This window comes from Mesorhizobium sp. C120A, assembly GCF_030323105.1.
Classification (GTDB): domain Bacteria; phylum Pseudomonadota; class Alphaproteobacteria; order Rhizobiales; family Rhizobiaceae; genus Mesorhizobium.
This window is the reverse complement of sequence record NZ_CP100476.1, coordinates 986,335-1,005,253: the sequence shown is the minus strand read 5'-3', so window position 1 is coordinate 1,005,253 and position 18,919 is coordinate 986,335. Positions and strand designations below refer to the sequence as shown.

15 protein-coding genes, 1 tRNA gene and 1 pseudogene are annotated in these 18,919 nt (G+C 63.2%); 7 read left to right on the top strand and 10 right to left on the bottom strand.

Annotation, left to right across the window (positions count from 1 at the left end; translation table 11 throughout):
- Nucleotides 1-25: 25 nt before the first annotated feature.
- From NL532_RS04965 to NL532_RS04955, 3 genes and pseudogenes are all read right to left on the bottom strand, one after another.
- Nucleotides 26-838, bottom strand: a pseudogene (locus NL532_RS04965) (carbohydrate ABC transporter permease); the annotation flags it as partial.
- Nucleotides 835-1,704, bottom strand: coding sequence for a carbohydrate ABC transporter permease (locus NL532_RS04960; RefSeq protein WP_023681441.1), 870 nt, complete (start codon nucleotides 1,702-1,704; stop codon nucleotides 835-837). The gene NL532_RS04960 and the pseudogene NL532_RS04965, both read right to left, overlap by 4 nt.
- A gap of 330 nt (nucleotides 1,705-2,034) precedes the next feature.
- The gene (locus NL532_RS04955) at nucleotides 2,035-3,267 is read right to left on the bottom strand and encodes an ABC transporter substrate-binding protein (RefSeq protein WP_023688836.1); all 1,233 of its coding nucleotides are present in this window, start codon (nucleotides 3,265-3,267) and stop codon (nucleotides 2,035-2,037) included.
- A 178-nt stretch (nucleotides 3,268-3,445) separates the two neighbouring features.
- Here NL532_RS04955 and NL532_RS04950 point away from each other — a divergent pair, with 178 nt between their 5' ends.
- The 3 genes from NL532_RS04950 to NL532_RS04940 are packed head-to-tail and all read left to right on the top strand — an operon-like array spanning nucleotide 3,446 to nucleotide 6,198.
- Nucleotides 3,446-4,216: an SDR family oxidoreductase gene (locus NL532_RS04950; RefSeq protein ID WP_023688835.1), complete on the top strand. Its 771-nt coding sequence runs from the start codon at nucleotides 3,446-3,448 to the stop codon at nucleotides 4,214-4,216.
- Between the two features lie 2 nt (nucleotides 4,217-4,218).
- The gene (locus tag NL532_RS04945; RefSeq protein ID WP_023830142.1) at nucleotides 4,219-5,286 is read left to right on the top strand and encodes an ABC transporter ATP-binding protein; all 1,068 of its coding nucleotides are present in this window, start codon (nucleotides 4,219-4,221) and stop codon (nucleotides 5,284-5,286) included.
- Nucleotides 5,287-5,316: 30 nt separating this feature from the next.
- Nucleotides 5,317-6,198 carry a MurR/RpiR family transcriptional regulator gene (locus tag NL532_RS04940; protein WP_023681445.1) on the top strand — a complete coding sequence of 294 codons (882 nt, stop codon included), beginning with the start codon at nucleotides 5,317-5,319 and terminating at the stop codon, nucleotides 6,196-6,198.
- 116 nt (nucleotides 6,199-6,314) lie between these two features.
- Here NL532_RS04940 and NL532_RS04935 read toward each other — a convergent pair whose 3' ends face one another.
- Entirely contained in the window at nucleotides 6,315-6,626 is a 312-nt protein-coding gene (locus tag NL532_RS04935) for a DUF167 family protein (RefSeq protein WP_023830143.1), read from the bottom strand.
- 14 nt (nucleotides 6,627-6,640) lie between these two features.
- Nucleotides 6,641-6,931, bottom strand: a complete 291-nt coding sequence (locus NL532_RS04930) for a YggT family protein (RefSeq protein ID WP_023668602.1) — start codon at nucleotides 6,929-6,931, stop codon at nucleotides 6,641-6,643.
- A 148-nt stretch (nucleotides 6,932-7,079) separates the two neighbouring features.
- Here NL532_RS04930 and NL532_RS04925 point away from each other — a divergent pair.
- Nucleotides 7,080-7,155, top strand: a tRNA-Ala gene (locus NL532_RS04925).
- Between the two features lie 47 nt (nucleotides 7,156-7,202).
- Here NL532_RS04925 and NL532_RS04920 read toward each other — a convergent pair.
- Nucleotides 7,203-9,164 (bottom strand): acyltransferase family protein, encoded by a 1,962-nt coding sequence (locus NL532_RS04920; RefSeq protein ID WP_081726890.1) that lies wholly within the window; start codon nucleotides 9,162-9,164, stop codon nucleotides 7,203-7,205.
- A gap of 102 nt (nucleotides 9,165-9,266) precedes the next feature.
- Entirely contained in the window at nucleotides 9,267-9,875 is a 609-nt protein-coding gene (locus NL532_RS04915; RefSeq protein WP_023755959.1) for a TetR/AcrR family transcriptional regulator, read from the bottom strand.
- Between the two features lie 107 nt (nucleotides 9,876-9,982).
- Here NL532_RS04915 and NL532_RS04910 point away from each other — a divergent pair, with 107 nt between their 5' ends.
- From NL532_RS04910 to NL532_RS04900, 3 genes are all read left to right on the top strand, one after another.
- Entirely contained in the window at nucleotides 9,983-10,669 is a 687-nt protein-coding gene (locus tag NL532_RS04910; protein ID WP_023755960.1) for a PspA/IM30 family protein, read from the top strand.
- Between the two features lie 111 nt (nucleotides 10,670-10,780).
- Complete coding sequence (locus NL532_RS04905) at nucleotides 10,781-11,068, top strand: YiaA/YiaB family inner membrane protein (protein ID WP_023668598.1); 288 nt, start codon at nucleotides 10,781-10,783, stop codon at nucleotides 11,066-11,068.
- A 91-nt stretch (nucleotides 11,069-11,159) separates the two neighbouring features.
- Entirely contained in the window at nucleotides 11,160-14,585 is a 3,426-nt protein-coding gene (locus NL532_RS04900; RefSeq protein WP_023700178.1) for an acyl-[ACP]--phospholipid O-acyltransferase, read from the top strand.
- Nucleotides 14,586-14,633: 48 nt separating this feature from the next.
- Here NL532_RS04900 and NL532_RS04895 read toward each other — a convergent pair whose 3' ends face one another.
- The 3 genes from NL532_RS04895 to NL532_RS04885 form a co-directional block, all read right to left on the bottom strand.
- On the bottom strand, nucleotides 14,634-15,845 hold the full coding sequence (locus NL532_RS04895) for a hypothetical protein (RefSeq protein ID WP_023755962.1): 1,212 nt from the start codon (nucleotides 15,843-15,845) through the stop codon (nucleotides 14,634-14,636).
- 49 nt (nucleotides 15,846-15,894) lie between these two features.
- Nucleotides 15,895-16,845 carry a hypothetical protein gene (locus NL532_RS04890; RefSeq protein WP_031202896.1) on the bottom strand — a complete coding sequence of 317 codons (951 nt, stop codon included), beginning with the start codon at nucleotides 16,843-16,845 and terminating at the stop codon, nucleotides 15,895-15,897.
- A 128-nt stretch (nucleotides 16,846-16,973) separates the two neighbouring features.
- Nucleotides 16,974-18,755 carry an ABC transporter ATP-binding protein gene (locus NL532_RS04885; protein WP_023828710.1) on the bottom strand — a complete coding sequence of 594 codons (1,782 nt, stop codon included), beginning with the start codon at nucleotides 18,753-18,755 and terminating at the stop codon, nucleotides 16,974-16,976.
- Nucleotides 18,756-18,919: the final 164 nt, after the last annotated feature.

Genomic DNA, 18,919 nt, shown 5'->3' with positions numbered 1-18,919 from the left:
TGTGAATGGCGCCGTTATTTGACCGCCCGAGCGCCAGCCCGCGGACGAGATAGCGCTGCAGCCAGATGAACAGGATTGCCACCGGCAGCGTCGCCAGCAGCGTCGCCGCCATTACATGGTGCCATTCGATCGTGTAGCGGCCGGCGACCAGCGAGAACACCTGGATAGGCAGCGTGTAACTTTCCTGGCTGCGCAGCATTGTGAGCGCAACGACGAACTCATTCCATGCGTTGATGAAGGTGAAGATGGCGGTCACCGCTATTGCCGGCAGGCAAAGCGGCAGAAACACTTTTCGCAAGGTCAGCCATCGGCCGGCGCCTTCCATCCACGCTGCTTCCTCGAGATCGCGCGGGATGGTGTCGAAATAGCTTTGCAGCATCCACACGGTGAAGGCGACGTTGAAAGCCATGTAGATGACGCCGAGCGCGGTCGTGGATTCGATCAGACCCCAGGCCGCCATCAGCCGGAACAGGCCGAGCACCAGCACGATCGGCGAGATCATCTGCGAGATCAGCAGGAACTGGCGGAAGGCGCCATAGCCGGCAAAGCGAAACCGCGACATGGCATAGGCGGCCGGCACCGAGATCAGGATAGCGCCGACGGTGGCGATAACAGAGACATAGAGCGAATTGGCCAGCGCCTGGCCAAAGCCGGTCGCCACCCACATGTCGGCAAAATTCGACCAGTGGAATTCGCTTGGCCACCAGGTCGGCGACAGCACCTCCTGCCGCGGCTTGACCGCGGTCAAAAACATTACCGCGAAGGGGAAGATCGTCACCACGAGCAGCGGCGAAAGCAGCAGCCAGGCGATGATCGTACGCTTCAGCTTGGGCGTCATGTGCGCTGCTCCCGCATGGCAAGCCGCACATAGATCATGGTGAAGATCAAAAGGATGGCGAACATCAGCAGCGACACCGCCGATGCTTCACCCAGTTTGCCGATGCGGAAGGCCAGCTTGTAGAGATGGGTGACCAATATGTCGGTCGAGTTGGCCGGCCCGCCCTGCGTCATCACCCAGATGATCGGGAAGGAATTGAAGACGTAGATGGTGTTGAGCACGATGGCGATGTTGATGAACGGCTTCAGCAGCGGAAAGGTGATCTCGCGGAACTGCTGCAGCGGCGTCGCCCCCTCCAGGGCCGCCGCCTCGTAGAGGTCGTCGGGGATCGACGACAGGCCGCCGAGGAAGATGGTCGTGGTGAACGGTACCGTCACCAATATGCCGATCAGCACCTGCATCGGGAATGCCGTCTCGGCGCGCGCCAGCCACTGGATGTTTTCATGGATCAGGCCGAGCCCGATCAGCGCCGAGTTCAGCATGCCGCTTTCACCGTTGAGCGCCCAGCGCCAGACCACCGCCGTCATCGTCAGCGACACCGCCCAGGGCAGCATGATGATGACGCGGGCAATGCCGCGGCCGTAGAAATCGGTGTTGAGGATCATCGCCACCGGCACCGACAACAGCAGCGCGCCGCCGACCACCAGCAACGTCCACAGGCCGGTGCGCCAGAGTGCCGCCAGGAAATCGGGATCGGCGAGGAAGGCTGAATAATTGGCGAAATCGTTGAAGTCGCGTAGCTGGCCGAAGCGGCTGACGTCATGCGTCGAGATCTGGATCAGGTCCCAGACCGGCCAGAAGATGACGACCGCCGCCAGCAACAGGCTGGGCAAGGTCAGCAGATAGGGCAAGAAGCGATTTTGCATCGGCCGGTTTTGTACCGTGGTTCTGTGGCGCTGGCACGCCAGCTCGGATCAATCTTGCATATCGGTCTTTAGCAGCGCTTCAGAAGAATGCCTTTCCTCTCCCCCGTCGATCAGGGGAGAGGTGTCGAGCGAAGCTCGGGGGTCGACCCTTGGGGCGCAAGGCGAGGTGATGTTTGCCCCTATTGCCCTTCCTATGTCCGTTCGCGGCGGTTGCCAGGTGGTTCCCCCACTCCGTCTCGGCTTCGCCGAGCCACCTCTCCCCCTCCGGAGGGAGAGGAAAGTGTGGCGCGCCCCGATCTCAGGGGCGCGCCGGGCGCAGGGAGATACGCCCTATTTCTTGATCACGGCGTTGGCCTTGGCAGCCGCTTCCTTCAAGCCTGCCTCGGGGTCGCCGCCGAGATAGATCTTCTGCATGGCATCCGAGGTGATCTGGGCGACTTCTTCCCAGCCGGGGATGACCGGCGCAAAGCGGGCGTCGGGCAGCAGCGCGGTGAACGCTGCCAGATCGGCATTGTTGACGTAATAGTCCATCTTGGCCTCTTCCTTGTTCACCGGCAGGAAGCCTTCCCCTTGCGTGAACTTGGCGCGCTGTTCGGTGGTGAACAGGAAGTCGAGCAGCTTCCAGGCCTCATCCTTGTTCTTGGAATTCTTGAACATGATGATGGAATCGGTGACGCCGTACGTGCCGCGCGCGCCGGTCGGTCCGGCGGGGATAGCGGCCACGCCGTATTTCAGGTTCGGCGCCTCGTCCTTGATCTGGTTGGACAGGAAGGGCGCGGTGATCATCATGCCGACCTTGCCCTGCTTGAACAGGTTCTGGACGTCCTCGCGGTTGTTGGAGGTGACGCCGGGTTCCGTCAGGCCTTCGTCGATCATCGACTTGTAGAGCTTGGCGGCTTCGAGCGCGCCCGGCGTGCCGAGGCCCGACGTGCCATCCTTGTTGAGAATCTCGGTGCCTTGCGACCACATCGCATAATAATAATAGACGTCGGTCTCGATCTCCTTGCCCTGCAGGCCGAAGCCGAACGTGCCGGTGCCCAGTGCCTTGATCTTGCGCGCATCCTCCTGCAACTCGGTCCAGGTTGCCGGCGGGTTGGCGATTCCGGCCTTCTCGAACAATTCCTTGTTGTAGTACATGGCGCGCGCCGAGGCCGCGATCGGCAGGCCATAGGTCTTGCCCTCCATGATCGACGGCGACAGGAAGGTGTCGATGAAGCGGTCCTTGAACTCCGGCTTGATGTAGGCGTCGAGCGGCTCGGCGACATCCTGCTGGACGAAATCGATCAGCCAGCGGGTGCCGATGATCGACAGGTCGGCATTGGTACCGGCCGTGATGTCGGTGGTCAGCTTCTGCAGCAGCACGTCCCACGGCACAACTTCGAACTTGACGGTGATACCCGGGTTGGCTGCCTCGAATTCCTTTTTCACCGCTTCGAAATACGGGCCGGTCTTGGCGCTGTATTCGGCGACGGTTACGCGCACCTCGCCGGCATCTGCCTGCGCGGCCAGGGCGAGCAGGCTCATTCCGGCCATCACGCCGACAGTCCATTTTGCAAGCTTCATTCGATCTCTCCCATTTGATTGCGTCTGCACTCTTGCGGCTTTGAGGCGGCCACGGCTTTATGTGACTTTCCTACATTATCCATGATTTCGCGCTGTGCAAGCGGATTATCCTGTTGCTTAATTACATTTCTTAAAATAGCGTTTTCCGATTATCGTAGATCCCAGGGAGGCGCGCAGCGTGGTTTCAACGGCCGAATTCGCAGGCAAGACCGTGCTGGTGACCGGCGCCGGCGGCGGGCTCGGCTCGGCTATTGTGGCGCTGCTGGCCGAACGAGGCGCGCGCGTCGTCGGCTGCGACCAGTCGCAAGACCAGCTCGGCAGTCCGCATCTGGCGTCGCGCCACGTCTTCGACCTTCTCGACCGGATCTCCACCGATGCCGCGATCACGGCGATCCTCGAGAAAGACGGCGTGCCCGACATCCTGATCAACAATGCCGGCTGGACGCGCGCCGAGACTCTTGCAGCGCTGACCCCCGACAAGATCACGCATGAACTCGACCTCAATCTGACCGGGGTGATGCTGTTCGCCGATCCGCTGATCAAGGCAATGGCCGCGCGCGGTTCGGGCAGCGTCGTCTTCATCTCTTCCGTCAACGCCATCGCCCACTTCGGCAACCCGGCCTATGCCGCGGCCAAGGCCGGCATCAATGCCTATGCCAAAGCGGTCGCTGTGGAACTCGGCCGCAACGGGCTGCGCGCCAATGTCGTCTGCCCCGGCTCGATCCGCACCGCCGCATGGGACCATCGGCTGGCCAAGAACCCGGATGTTCTCGGCAAGCTCAAGCGGCTCTATCCGCTCGGCCGCATCGTCGACGCCACGGAAGTGGCCGAAGCGGTGGCCTTCCTTGTTTCGGATCGCGCATCGGGGATAACCGGCGCGGTGGTGCCGGTCGACGCCGGACTGACCGCCGGCTTCCTGCCCTTCATCGACGACATATTGGGAGCCTGACCATGACCGATGTCGAGTTCCGTGACCTGTCGAAATCCTTCGGACGCCACAAGATCCTCGAAAACATCAGCCTCGACATCAAGAGCGGCGAGTTCGTCGTGCTGGTCGGCCCTTCCGGCTGCGGCAAGTCGACCTTGCTGCGCATGCTGGCCGGGCTGGAGCCGATCACCGCAGGCGACCTCTTGATCGGCGGCGTGCGCGCCAACGATTTGCCGCCACAGCAGCGTAACATCGCGATGGTCTTCCAGTCCTATGCGCTGTTTCCGCACCTGAAAGCGGCCGACAACATCGGCTTTGGCCCAAAGATCCGCGGCGAAAGCCGCACGGCAATCGACGCCAAGGTGAAAAAGGCCTCTGGCGTCCTCAACCTGTTCTCCTATCTCGACCGCTATCCCCGGGAACTGTCGGGCGGCCAGCGCCAGCGCGTCGCAATGGGCCGCGCCATCGTGCGCGAACCCTCGGTGTTCCTGTTCGACGAGCCGCTCAGCAATCTCGACGCGCAACTGCGCGTGCAGATGCGCACCGAGATCAAGGCGCTGCACCAGCGGCTGAAATCGACCATCGTCTATGTCACCCACGACCAGATCGAGGCCATGACCATGGCCGACCGCATCGTGGTGATGGACCGCGGCAAGATCCAGCAGGTCGGCGCACCGCTGGAACTCTACGACCGTCCCGCCAACAAATTCGTCGCCTCCTTCATCGGCTCGCCGTCGATGAGTTTTGTCTCCGGCGCCCTGAAGACGACGCCCGAGAAAAGCTGGTTCGAATCGGCCGGCGGAGGGCGACTGGCGCTCGGCAGCAAGACGGTGCCGGCTGGCAGCACGGTCGAGGCCGGCATACGGCCCGAACACTTCGTCATCGGTGAGGCTGTCGACGCGATGGCGATCAAGGTCGATCTCGTCGAGCCGACCGGCTCGGAAACCCATGTCTATGGCGCCATCGGCGCTGACACGGTGCGCGCCGTATTCCGCGACCGGGTTCAGGTCAAGCCCGGCGAAATGCTGCCGGTCTCCGTCGCGCCGGGCAACATTCATCTGTTCGACACGGCAACAGGCCTGCCGCTATGAAGGCAGCGCTATGAAGACGACAACCCAGAAATGAAAACGCCGGCCGACATCATCACGCGCCTGCAGCTGATGTCGCAGGACGGCACCAAATCGGACCGCCGCCTGGCCGGCCTCGTGCTGACCGATCTCGACTTCGCCTCCAAGGCGGCAATCTCGGAAATTGCGGCGCGCGTCGGCGTCAGCGAGCCGACGGTCACCCGTTTCTGCCGCAATCTCGGCTGCGAGGGTCTGCGCGATTTCAAATTCTACCTGGCGCAGGCGATTGCCATTGGCGGCCAGTATCTGTCGCCCGAACCGCTGAACCGCGACGCGCGCGAGCAGCGCATTGCGTCGGCCATCACCGAAGCGGCAATCGCCGCCATCCAGCGCGCCAGCGAAAACCTCGACATGAAGACGCTGGTGGGCGTGGCCGCGCGCATCGTCAGTTCGGGCAATGTGCTGTGCATCGGCTCCGGCGGCATTTCCTCGATGATGGCGACCGAGATGCAGAACCGGCTGTTTCGGCTCGGCGTGCCGGTGCTGGCGCAGATCGACGGGCAATTGCAGCGCATGTATGCCGCGGTCGCCACATCGGAGACGACGCTGATCGCGTTCTCGGTGTCCGGCTATGCGCGATCGGTGATCGACGCCGTTCAGGTGGCCCAGCAATATGGCGCCACCACCATCGCCGTAACCCCGCCGGAATCAGCGCTCGCCAAGGCCGCCGATACCGTCATCCAGTTCCAGTCGCTGGAGGACGGCAACATCTACAAGCCGACCTCGTCGCGCTATGCTCTGCTGTCGATCGTCGACATGATCGTCACCTCCGTGGCCGAGACGCGCGGACCCAGGGTTCTCGAAAACCTGCGCCGCATCAAGCAGAGCGTGAACACGCTGAAGGTCGACGATCCGAAGCTGCCGCTGGGGGACTGAGAGTGGGGCGGAAGCTGCCAATCTCCCCCCTCGTGGGGGAGATGTCCGGCAGGACAGAGGGGGCGCTGTTCCGCCGACAGATCAAGGGGCTGCATGCCGCAACGCTGGATCTTCGATCAGCCGCTGAGCGCCCCGATACGCTGCGCCAGCACCGCCGGATCACCCCCGACACGCACCGTCTTCAGCCGCGCCGTGCCGCCTGCAACGACCGACACGACCGATGCCGGAACGCCCAGCGCCTTGGCCACCAGCGGTTCCAGCGCCGCATTGGCCGCGCCATTCTCCGGCACGGCGCGCACGCGCGCCTTCCAATGGCTGCGCCCGTCGGCCGATACCTCGGCGCCTTCGAGCCTGTCCACCGAAGACTTCGGCGTCAGCCGGATAAACAGGTCGATGCCGTCAGCGCGCAAGCGGAATGGCGCGCTCATGCCTATCGTCAGGTTCACAGGACCAGCGGCGCTATCGTGGTGAGAATGAGCTGCCTGAGAAAGAACAGGAGCAGAAGCAGGATGATCGGCGAAATATCGACGCCGCCGAGGTCGGGCATGAACCGACGGATCGGCCGCAGCGCCGGCTCGGTCAGCCGGTAGAGCATGTTGCCGATGCTGCCGACAAACTGATTGCGCGAGTTGACGACGTTGAACGCATAGAGCCAGGAAAAGATCGCCGAGGCGATGATGACCCACCAGTACAGGTCCAGCGCCATGACGATTGTTTGAATGAGGGCGAGCATGCCGGTCTCCGATTATTGCCGACATGTAGCCATTGCGCGCGAAACCGGCAAGGGCCGGTCGCCTGCAAGCACCGGGCACAAGGGAATTCGGCAAAACCCCGCCTTGACAGGAAACCGCAGCCTTCGATAAATGCGCCATCCGCTGGACGGGGCTGTAGCTCAGCTGGGAGAGCGCGTCGTTCGCAATGACGAGGTCAGGAGTTCGATCCTCCTCAGCTCCACCAGCGGAATTTTCCTGCCTGTCGACACATCTAACTTCCGAGACGTCTCGTCAAAGCCCCGCCTTCGCTGCGAGATAGGGCGCCAGGGCAAGCGAGTAGCTGGCGGTCAGATGATGACTGTCCCGCCAGACGATGATGTTGCCGACAACTGCCGGGCATAGTTGCGGCCCGCAAATGGCATCGAGCATATCGATGGCGCGCACATTTTTCTGTCCTTCCGCGGCCAGCGCCAACACGTTGCTCCGCTCAATATCGCTCAGTTTGGTGACGCATTTCGTTGGGGTCGAACTCAGGCATTCGCCCGGGTCGAATTTCATATAGGGCGTGTTGCGGATGGCAACGATTTGCGAGCCGGCGTCCGTCAGCCCGCCCCAGAGACTTCGCAGCCCCTCGATCATCACGTCTTGCTGAACCGCTCCGTAATTGGACTGGCTGGTGAAGATCAGATCCGGTTTCAGCTTTAGGATCTCGGCCAGCACCTTTTCGTGCCACTGCGCGCATAAGACGTTGGGTTTGCCATCCGCCGTGATGGCCACGCGGGTGAATGGGCAGGCGGATTTTGTAAAGGTAACCAGTTTGAAGTTGCGGTCCTTTGCGATCTTGTCCAGTGCCGGCACCCACTGGGCTGCATGAGAATCTCCCACCAGAACCATTGTTTTCGCACCCGTGGGATCGCCTAGAGAGCATCGTTTGGGCTCCGAGCTTTCCTCCTGGTGGCACTTCCTTGCATACACGACCGGCACGTCCCGCCTCAGCCGGGCCAGCGGCGGCAGAAGGTTCACACCGTCCGGGACCACGGCGCCGGAGACGAGAGCGGCGGGCCCAGGGTAGGAAGGCGTGCCGATCAGCGCGGTGTCGATGCGTTCGGTCTTCAGAAAGAGCAGCAGGCTGCCGGATGCGGCCACGCATGTGAGAACCGCCGCGGTGCCGTATCCCAGCGGCTTCCACCAGGCGCCGCCCCGAGCTTGCCGGTAGCGCTGCTCAACATATCGATAGGACAGATCCGATAGAAGCAGGGTCGCCGCAATCAGGCCGAAACCGCCGGCAAGGGTCAGCGAATGACCCTGCGCCTGGGAGATGGTGATCAGCGGCCAATGCCATAGATAGACCGAGTAGGAGCGATCGCCGATGAAACGAAGTGGCAACGAATCGAGCCCACGAAACCGGCCGACTTCAACCTCGCCAGCCAGGATGACCAGCACTGTGGCCAAGGTCGGCAACAACGCACTGACGCCGGGAAATGGAGTTGCAGCGGAAAACAGCAAGGCGGACGCAACGATGCCCAGGATGCCGGCGATCGCCAGCCACTGTCTAGTGAGTGCCGCCAGTCGAAACTGGTGTTCGGTCAGCACCAGCAGACCACCCAGCGCCAATTCCCACAGGCGGGTATGGCTGACGAAATAGGCCTGGGCCGGATCCGTCGCCGTCAAAACGACAGAGGCAACAAGTGATGCCGCGAAAATGAGCGACAACGCCCCGATCAAGCAGGCCCTCAGCGGAAGGTCACGGCGGCGCGCCAGCCAGATCACGCCGATCATCACCAACGGCCAGGCGATGTAGAACTGCTCTTCGATGGAAAGCGACCAGTAGTGTTGCACCGGGCTCGGCAAGGTGTCGGCCTCGAGATAGCTGACCGCAATCGAGGCCAGCCGCCAGTTCTCGACATAAAGAGCGCTCGCCACGATCTGGTTGCCCATTTCCTCCCAGCGCGCCTTTGAGATGAAAAGCAGCGTGCCCAGCAATGCCACCAGCAGCACCAGGGTTGCTGCCGGCAACAACCGTCGCACCCGTCGCGAGTAGAATTCGATCAGTGAAATCCGGCCGCCACGCAGCGCCATCTGCGCCAGCAGGCCCGTGATCAGATAGCCAGAGATGACGAAAAAGACGTCGACGCCGACATATCCGCCAGGCAGCACATCCGGCCATATGTGATAGACCACGACAAGCGCGACCGCCAAGCCGCGCAGCCCCTGTATTTCGGGTCGAAACCGACGGTTCTGATCGATTGTCACCGGATATCCCCAACAGTCTCAGCCGGCCTGGATCAACCGGCAGTCCGCGCCACGATCTTCATAAGGGCAGAGTGCCGTGAGGCAAGAGCCGATCGCAGCAGTTCATTCCCTTTCCGTCTCCAGTCCGCTCACCAGCGTGTCGACGAAACCCAGCAGCTCACTTTCGAGGTCGGTGGACGCCAGGCCAATGAAACGGTCTTCGAGCGAGATGGCGACGATCCCATGCACGGCGGAGAACAGCGTGCGCGCGCAGGCCAAAAGCTCCGGCGTTGCCGCCGCCGGGAGCAGCTGGGCCAGCGGCTCAACCAGATGCTGGACCAGCACCGCATGTTCGGCCAGATGCCATTCGGGCACCGCCACGCCTGGCGCCATACGGTGCTCGAACAGCGCCTTCCACGCCATGCGGTTGTCGCGGGCGAAGCCGAGATAGGCCTTGGCCAGCGCCTTCAGCCTTGCCCTAGGCTCGGCGACGCCGGTCGCCTCTTGCTGCAGGGCCGCCCCCAGCCTGGCCAGTGTGATCGAATTGACGTGCAGGATGAGCTCGTCCAGGTCGGCGAAGGCGGTGTAGAGCGCGCCCAGCGCGCAGCCGGCATCGGCCGTGATGTCGCGCGCACGCAGACCGGCGAGCCCCGAGGACTGGATGCGCGCTTGCGCGGCCTCGATCAGCCTGCCTTTGAGGTCCTCGCGTTTGGCGTCCCGTTTTGCGGTCATTAACCTTCTCTTATGCGCAATCATGAACACCGTTCATTTTCTCCTTGAACGCCGTTCACAATGTGCTACTTTGCCTCATGAACAACGTTCATAGAGGAGAAACGGAAATGTTGAAACAGTTTTTTGCTCTCGTTCGCGGCCGAAGCTACGAAGCCGCCGAGGCGGTCGTCGACCGCAACGCGCTGATAATCCTGCGCCAGCAGATCCGCGATTGCGCCGACGCTATCGCGGCCGCCCGCCGGGCGGTTGCAATCGCCATCGCCCAGAACGAACAGGAAGTCGCGCAGTACAAGAAGCTTGTCCTCCGCATCGACGACTTGGAGAATCGCACGATCGCCGCGATCGAGCAGGGACAGAATGAACTGTCCCGCGAAGCCGCCGAAACCATCGCCATGCTGGAAGCCGAACGCGACGCCTCCGCCGAGGCGCAGAAAAGCTTCGGCACCGAGATTGAGCGTCTCAAGCGGATTATCCGCGTCTCCGAAATGCGCCTGCGCGAATTGCAGCGCGGCCAGCGCATCGTTGCCGCGGTCGACTCGACCCAGCGCCTGCGAGAAAGCGCGCCCGGCTCCAGCCTGTCGGCGCTCAGGGACGCCGAGGAGACGCTGCTGCGCCTGCGCACCAGGCAAAAGCAGATCGACGACACCGCGGCCGCCATGGCCGAGATGGAACAGTCGGGCGATCCTGCCGCGGTCTCAGAGAAGCTTGCGGCCGCCGGCTGCGGTGCGCCGCTGAGAAGCAGCGCCGACGCCGTGCTCGAACGGCTCACGAAGACCATGACCAAGCCGGCCTGATCGTACCCGGCCTGATTGTTATCCAGTCTGATTGTATCCAGCCTGATTGTATCCAGCCTGAAACAGACCCACGCCCAACCAACCTAACCTTGAAACGAAAGGACCATATCGATGACCCCGAACACCTATTCCCCCAAGGACTCAAGCGCCTGGAAGACCTTCACCATGGCCAGTTTCGCCGTTGCCGCCACAATGATGGCCGGCGGCATCTACTTCATGGAGGCGAGCTTCGCCGCCAAGGGGTTTTATGCCATGGCCGCCATCATGCTCGTGCACACCTCGATCACCATCACCAAGACACTGCGCGACTCGGAAGAGGCAAGCCGCTTCATCAACCGGCTGGAAGACGCCAAGACCGAGAAGTTGCTGATGGAAGTCAGCCGCAGTAACGAAGTGTAACCGGGTTCCCGCTAAACAAGGCTCAACGCGCAAGACCGCTGATCAATCCAGTCAGGATTTTCACCGGTCTTGCCCAATGGAAGTCGCCGCTATGGAAATCGCCCCGATCAATCGTCCCACAGCTCATCTGATGACATCCAGGCGCTTTGCGCCCTTGTTCTGGACGCAGTTCCTGTCCGCCTTCAACGATAATTTCCTCAAGAACACGCTGGTGTTCCTTATTCTGTTCACGCTGGCGGCGGACCAGGCGGCATCACTGGTCACCTTGGCGGGCGCCGTCTTCATGGCTCCCTTCCTGCTCTTGTCGGCGCTCGGCGGCGAGCTCGCCGACCGCTTCGACAAGGCTCTCATAGCCAAGCGTCTGAAATTCGCCGAGATCGCCGCGGCGGGTGTCTCCGTCGTCGGCATCGCCCTGTCGTCCATTCCCGTGCTGATGACGGCGCTGTTGATGTTCGGCATCATCTCGGCGCTGTTCGGACCGATCAAATACGGAATCCTGCCCGATCACCTCGAACGCAAGGAACTGCCCAAGGCCAACGCCTGGATCGAGTCAGCCACGTTTGCCGCGATTCTCGGCGGCACCATAGCTGGCGGCGTCGTTTCCGCCGATGGTATCGGCGTCGCGGTGTTCGGACCGATCATGATGGCGCTCGCCGTCGGTTGCTGGCTCGTCAGCCGCTATATCCCGTCCACCGGTTCGGCGGCGCCCGACCTTGTCATCGACAAGAACATCTTCCGCTCGACCTGGCGCCAGGTCGCCGAATTGCGCACCGACACGCGCATCTGGCGCGCCGGCCTGATGACGTCGTGGTTCTGGCTGATCGGCGCCATCGTGCTCTCGCTCCTGCCGGTCCTGATCAAGGATTCGCTCGGCGGCAACGAAATGGCCGTCACCGTCTACCTCGCCGTGTTCGCCGTCTCGATCGCCATCGGTTCGGCCATCGCCGCCTGGATGTCGCAGGGCCGCATCGTGCTGTTGCCGGCACCGGTCGGCACGGCGCTGCTCGCCCTGTTCGGCCTGCATCTCGCCTGGACCATCTCCGGCATGACGCCGTCGCCCCAGGCGGAAACCCTTGGCGCATTCTTCGCCGGCCCAAACACGATCCGCGTCGCCATCGACCTCGCCGGCATGGCCATTTCAGCCGCTTTCCTGGTGGTGCCGACCTTCGCCGCCGTGCAGGCCTGGTCGCCCGAAGCGCGGCGCGCCCGGGTCGTCGCCGCCGTCAGTATCGTCAATGCCGGTTTCATGACTGGCGGCGGCATCATCATGGCCCTGATCCAGACGAAGGTCTCGACCGGCGGCATCCTGTTCGGCCTCGTCGCGGCCAATGCGATTGCCGCCTGGCTGATGCTGAAATATTTGCCGACGAACCCCTTCCGTGACTTCGTCTCCATCCTGTTCCGCGCTTTCCTGCGCCTCGAAGTCGAGGGCATGGAAAACCTCAAGGCGGCCGGCAAGGCGCCGATCCTGGCGCTCAACCATGTCAGCTTCCTCGACGGTCCGCTCGCCTTGACGCTGACCGATGAGGAACCGGTCTTCGCCATCGACTACACCATTGCCCAGGCTTGGTGGATGAAGCCGTTCATGAAACTTGCCCGCGCCTTGCCGCTCAACCCGGCCAAGCCGATGTCGACCCGCACGCTGATCAAGATCGTGCAGGGCGGCGACCCGCTGGTGATCTTCCCGGAGGGACGCATCACCGTGACCGGCGGCCTGATGAAAGTCTATGACGGCGCCGCCATGGTTGCCGACAAGACCGGCTCGATGGTTGTGCCGGTGCGCATCGACGGGCTGGAGAAGACCTACTTCTCGCGGCTGAGCTCGCAGCATGTGCGCCGCCGCCTGTTCCCGAAGGTCAAGGTGACTATTCTGGAACCGGTCAAGCTCGAGGTGCCGCAGGAGCTGAAGGGCCGCAAGCGCCGCGCCGCGGCGGGTTCCGCGCTCTACCAGGTGATGTCGGATCTCGTTTTCCGCACCCAGGACATCGACAAGACCGTACTGGAAAAGATCATCGAGACGGCGAACGAACGCGGCATGAAACAGCTCGCAGTTCAGGATCCGGTCACCGGTTCTCTCAGCTACAGCAAGCTGCTCACGGCTGCCGCCGTGCTTGGTGAGAAGTTCCAGACCCTTTATGCCGACCAGCAGACGCTGGGCATCATGCTGCCCAACGCCAACGGCTCTTGCGCGACGCTGCTCGGCGTCATGTCCGCCGGCAAGGTTCCGGCGATGATGAACTTCACCGCAGGTGCTGCCAATATTCTGTCCGCCTGCAAGGCCGCCGAAGTCCGCACCGTGCTGACGTCCCGCGCGTTCGTCGAACAGGCAAAGCTCGGCGCTGTAGTCGAGGAACTCGGTCGCTCGGTCGACATCGTGTGGCTCGACGATCTCAGAAAGACCATCAGTCTCAAGGATAAGCTGCTCGGCTTGCTGCGCAAGTCGACGCCACGCGCGAAACGCAAGCCCGGCGATGCGGCGGTGATCCTGTTCACCTCGGGTTCGGAAGGCACGCCGAAGGGCGTCGTTCTGACCCACCGCAACATCCTGGCCAACGCCGCCCAGGCGGCGTCGCGTATCGACTTCCATTCGGGCGACAAGGTGTTCAACGTGCTGCCGATCTTCCACTCCTTCGGCATGACCGCGGGCACGGTGCTGCCGTTGATCTCCGGCGTGCCGGTCTATTTCTACCCCTCGCCGCTGCACTACCGCCTCGTGCCGGAACTGATCTACGGCTCGAACGCGACGATCATCTTCGGCACCGACACCTTCCTCTCCGGCTATGCCCGCACCGCGCACCCCTACGACTTCCGCTCGATACGCTATTGTTTTGCCGGCGCAGAGCCGGTCAAGACAGCGACGCGCATGACCTATATGGAGAAGTTCGGCCTACGCATCCTCGAGGGCTACGGCGTCACCGAGACGGCGCCGGTGATCTCCATCAACACGCCGATGTACAATCGCTCCGGAACCGTCGGCAAGATCATGCCCGGCATGGAATACCGCCTCGATCCGGTCCCCGGCGTCGACGAAGGCGGCCGGCTGTTCGTGCGCGGCCCCAATGTCATGGCCGGTTATCTCCGGGCCGAGAAGCCCGGCGTGCTCGAACCGCTGGAGGACGGCTGGCATGATACGGGCGACGTCGTCGCTATCGACGAAGGCGGCTTCATCACCATTCGCGGCCGCGCCAAGCGCTTCGCCAAGATCGGCGGCGAGATGATCTCGCTCGCCGCTGTCGAAGCGCTGGCCGGCGAATTGTGGAAGGGCTCGCTGTCGGCGGTCGCCACGGTGCCCGACGCGCGCAAGGGCGAAAAGCTGATCCTCATCACTGAGGCATCCGGCGCCACACGAGCGGAATTCCTCGCCTACGCCAAGGCCAACGGCGCCATGGACCTGATGGTCCCGGCCGAAGTGCGGGTGGTCTCAAAGGTACCGGTCCTTGGCTCCGGCAAGCTCGACTTCGCCGCCGTGACAAAAATGGTGCGCGACGAAGAGGCCTTGAAGACCAAGGCCGCCTGACCCGGCTACGGCAACGGGCCGACGCAAGAGCCGGCCCGTTCAGTATGATCAACCCTTCGCCTGCCGCTGCGAAATCAGCATCGCCATGCGCTGGACTGCCCGCAGCTCCATTTCCACGCCCGGCGATGAGGCAAGCGTCGGCATGTTGAGCGCCACCACGGTCAGCGGATCGAGCGTCGCCAGCAGTACATGGGTCGCCTCATATTTCTCGAACAGCCATGCCAACTGCTCGCGTATGTTCTCGTCCACGGGTGAATCCGGCTGGACATCGGCGAGCGAGCGCACGGGCTCCTGCTCCAGTGTCCGGGCCAGCACCTTGAGGTCGAAATCACCGAGGTCGGCTGCCGGCAGGATAAGCGCACCGTCGACTAGGATATGGCTCTGCAGGCCGCGCAGGAAGCGCGCCGAATCGGTGAGATCACCCTCGGCCATATGCTTCAGCAACGAGTCGCGGCGCTTCTCGGCGGTGAGGCTGACGCTGTCATTGTAGATGACTGCCAGCAGCGTTGCGGAAAGTACGATAACCACGCCCTGCACACTGCCGCGCCAGCCGAGATCGTCGATGCCGCCCAGCGCCAGCCCGGCAAACACCGAGCTCAGCGCAATGACGGCAAAGGCGCCGATCGTGTCGCGATGGCCGAGGCTTGCCCGTCCAAGGCCGATCGTCAGCCAGCACAGGAACAGGATGGCGATGCCGCCAAGCCGAACCGGCACTTCGAACAGGCCGGGCCGGTAGTCGGTGACCATGAACGGAATGATCAACAGCAGCGACAGCGCCATGCGCTCGACCGTGCGGTTTTCGGCCGCCGACAGGCTGTCGCGATCGCGCGTCATCACCAGCCAGCCGATGGCGAGAAAACCTCCGAACTGGAAGGCAAGTAGTACCGCCATCCGCCATGGCTCGGCAAAGCGTTCCGAGATCGGCGCCAGCAGTAGCAACAGCAGGGCGCCGCCGGCGGCAAAGAACTTTAGCGCAAACGGCGCATGCCGGCGCAACAGCCCCTCGGTCAGCAGCAGTGCGGCCAGCGGCAGCAGGCCCGCCGCCGCGATGGTGACGAAGCGGAAGAGTGCGAGGCCGGTAGTCCAGTCGAGGATTCGGCAGGCGAGCAGCACCGCCAGCACCCGCAAACCGAACAGAAAACGCCGCGACAGCGGATCGCCGGTGTCGCGCCCGCCGACGACCGATATCACGATCAGCAGCCCGAACAGCGCCGCCAGCGAGGTGATGGTGTCGGCCACGAGCGTGCCGTCGAGGTTCATCGGTCAGCGCCCATCAGCTCACACCCAGGCATCATCACGGATGAAGCCATCAGCGTGTCCATGGTCTCAGCACATTCCATTGGCGGCTGCTATCCGCCCAGTGTACCACCGGCAAAACCAGCCGCTGCAGCGTGGCCGCCGCACCTGCTACCGCAAGGGCGGCAAGCGAGCCGCGCGGAACCGCGTCGGCGAGATAGGTGCGCGCCGACTGAAAGCTCATCTGTCCGATCTGCAGCACATCATCGCCGCGCGTGTAGTCGAGCTCTTTGTGGCAGAACTCGTTAAAGGTCTCGACGCGGTGCTTGGCCGCCTCGTCGAAGGTCTTCTTCAGATCGTCCGAGCCGCCCGTATAGGCGTTGGTGATGACGAAGCGCTCTTCGTCGAAACCAGCTTCGGGGCCGACACCGAAGACATGGCGATGGCGCGCCATGATCTGCCGCGCCAGAAGCACATGGGTAAGCGAGCGGCGCGCGCCGGCATGCGGTCCTGGGAACACATTGCTGAACGCCTCCGCGACCATGCCGACGACAGCGGGTACCTGGGTGACATTGGAAATCCAGATCGGCCGCAGTTGATTGCGCAAAAACATCAGGAAGCAGGTCAGGCCGTAGAGGATCCAGCTCAGCCCGCGGCTGCGCTCGTCGGGATCGATCATGACCAGACCGAGGTGCAAGACTTCATAGGGCTTGCCGGCGAGCGATATCTCCATCAGCGCCAGCGAGTTGAAGGCGATCGGCTGCCGGTCGCTGCGCCGGTAGACAATGGTGATGATGGAATGTTCCAGCCGGCTGCGGTCGCCGGAAAACACGCCATAGGTCAGGCTGCCGAACTTCAGTGTCTTGGACGCTACCAGCCGCAGATCGCTGCTCAGCTGCTCCAGTTCGGCAGCCTTCATCCAGCGCCCGGGCCGCTCCACGACGCGCGTCTCGTAGTCGGCGGATACGCGCATGCGCACATCCATGAACCGACCCGGCAGCAGCTGCAGAACCGCCTTGAGCACTATTTTTCCCCTTGGCAAGAACTCCGACCGTATAGTGGCCGCCGTCCACCTAAGACGCGGTAAACCCGAGACGGCAGTTCTTGGTTGTACTCAACAAAGTAAAAGAACAGCTGCCAGCCAGTGCGGGCTCAGCTTTCCGCAGCAACCAGATGGCCGCCGCCGACATCGTTCAGCGCCAGCTTCAGCGGCGCCTCCCCGATCCTGCGGGTGGCGCTCGGGATTTCCTGGTCGAGGCGCGCGAAGCGCGTTCTGCGCTGCGCCGGATCGGGCACCGGCACGGCGTCGATCAGCCGCCTGGTGTAGGGATGGCGCGGGTTGGAAAACACCTGGTCGCGCGTGCCCATCTCGACGATCTGGCCGAGATACATGACGGCAACGCGGTCGGAAATGTTCTCGACCACCGCCATGTCGTGCGAGATGAAGAGATAGGCGACGCCGAATTCGCGCTGCAATTCCTTCAGCAAATCGAGCACACGCGCCTGCACCGAGACGTCGAGCGCGGAGACGCTTTCGTCAGCGATGATAAGTTTTGGTCGTAGCGCCAGCGCTCGGGCGATGCAGACGCGCTGGCGCTGGCCACCGGAGAATTCGTGCGGGTAAAGCTCCATCTGGTCGGCCGACAGGCCGACGCGCTCGAACAGCGCCGCGACCCGTTCCCGGCGCTCGTCCTTCGAGGCGATGCCATGGATCACCAGCGGCTCGGCGACGAGCTCGCCGACGCGCATGCGCGGATCGAGCGAAGCGAAGGGATCCTGGAAAATCATCTGGACGTCACGGCGCACCGCCTTGCGCTCGTCGCGGCCAAGACCGGAGAGATTGCGCCCGCCAATGACGATGTCGCCGCTATACGGCGCCAGTCCGGCCAGCGCCTTGGCGGTCGTCGACTTGCCGCAGCCGGATTCGCCGACCAGAGCGAGCGTTTCGTTGGGCGCGATCGAGAAGCTGACGCCCTCGACGGCGTGGACGCGGCGGGTGACCTGGCCAAAGATGCCGCCACGCAGATCGAAGCGGACATGCAGGTCGTTGATCTCGGCGACATTGGCCGGTTTCAAGACGTCGATCGCATCCCTGGATTTCTGTCGACCGACGCCACTGCCGATGCGCGGCACGGCAGCCAGCAGTTCGCGCGTATAGTCGGCCTGCGGCTGGACAAAAATATCCGATGTCGTGCCTTCTTCGACCATGCGGCCGTCGCGCATGACGATGACCCGGTCGGCCATTTCGGCAACCACGCCCATATCGTGGGTGATCAGGATGACGCTGGTGCCATGCTGGCGCTGCAGGTCGCGCAACAGCTCCAGCACTTCGCCTTGCACGGTGACGTCGAGCGCCGTCGTCGGTTCGTCGGCGATCAGCACGTCGGGCTCGAGCGCCAGCGCCATGGCGATCATCACCCGCTGGCGCATGCCGCCGGAGAGTTCGTGCGGAAACTGCTTTAACCGGCTTTCCGCCTCCGAAATGCGCACCGCCTTCAACGCCTCGATGGCGCGCCGGCGGGCTTGCGCCGACGACAGGCTGGTATGCGCCTCGATTGATTCGGTGAGTTGCCGGCCGATCGACAGAACCGGGTTGAGCGAGGTCATCGGCTCCTGGAAGATCATGGCGATGCGGTCGCCGCGAATGCGCCGCATCTGGCGTTCGTCGAGGGTTGCTAGGTCGGTGTCGCCCCGATTCCCATCCCGAAGACGGATCATGCCTGACGATATGCGCGCCGCCGGCTGCGGCAAAAGCTGCATGATCGCCAGCGCGGTCATCGACTTGCCGGAGCCGGATTCGCCGGCAATGCAGAGCGTCTCGCCGCGCGCCAGCGTCAGCGACAGGTTGGAGACGACATCGCGCTCGCCGTCCTCGCCGCGCACGCTGACGGAGAGGTTGGCGATGGAGAGGATGGGGTTGTCGGCGAGGGTCATTGTGGGTGGAGCCCTGCGACGGATTGGTTCCGTCGCACCATTCGCACAAACCTTGGCGCTGACCCCCACCCGGACCTCCGGTCCGACCTCCCCACAAGGGGGAGGTAGGGTGGCAGCGCTTTACCCTCCCCCTTGTGGGGAGGGTCGCTGCGAAGCAGCGGGGT

Excerpts from the sequence above, each read along its gene's own strand:
- NL532_RS04960 (WP_023681441.1), bottom strand. The coding sequence starts at position 1,704 with ATGCAAAATCGCTTCTTGCCCTATCTGCTGACCTTGCCCAGCCTGTTG.
- NL532_RS04955 (WP_023688836.1), bottom strand. The coding sequence starts at position 3,267 with ATGAAGCTTGCAAAATGGACTGTCGGCGTGATGGCCGGAATGAGCCTG.
- NL532_RS04945 (WP_023830142.1), top strand. The coding sequence starts at position 4,219 with ATGACCGATGTCGAGTTCCGTGACCTGTCGAAATCCTTCGGACGCCAC.
- NL532_RS04940 (WP_023681445.1), top strand. The coding sequence starts at position 5,317 with ATGAAAACGCCGGCCGACATCATCACGCGCCTGCAGCTGATGTCGCAG.
- NL532_RS04935 (WP_023830143.1), bottom strand. The coding sequence starts at position 6,626 with ATGAGCGCGCCATTCCGCTTGCGCGCTGACGGCATCGACCTGTTTATC.
- NL532_RS04930 (WP_023668602.1), bottom strand. The coding sequence starts at position 6,931 with ATGCTCGCCCTCATTCAAACAATCGTCATGGCGCTGGACCTGTACTGG.
- NL532_RS04915 (WP_023755959.1), bottom strand. The coding sequence starts at position 9,875 with ATGACCGCAAAACGGGACGCCAAACGCGAGGACCTCAAAGGCAGGCTG.
- NL532_RS04910 (WP_023755960.1), top strand. The coding sequence starts at position 9,983 with ATGTTGAAACAGTTTTTTGCTCTCGTTCGCGGCCGAAGCTACGAAGCC.
- NL532_RS04905 (WP_023668598.1), top strand. The coding sequence starts at position 10,781 with ATGACCCCGAACACCTATTCCCCCAAGGACTCAAGCGCCTGGAAGACC.
- NL532_RS04900 (WP_023700178.1), top strand. The coding sequence starts at position 11,160 with ATGGAAATCGCCCCGATCAATCGTCCCACAGCTCATCTGATGACATCC.
- NL532_RS04895 (WP_023755962.1), bottom strand. The coding sequence starts at position 15,845 with ATGAACCTCGACGGCACGCTCGTGGCCGACACCATCACCTCGCTGGCG.
- NL532_RS04885 (WP_023828710.1), bottom strand. The coding sequence starts at position 18,755 with ATGACCCTCGCCGACAACCCCATCCTCTCCATCGCCAACCTCTCCGTC.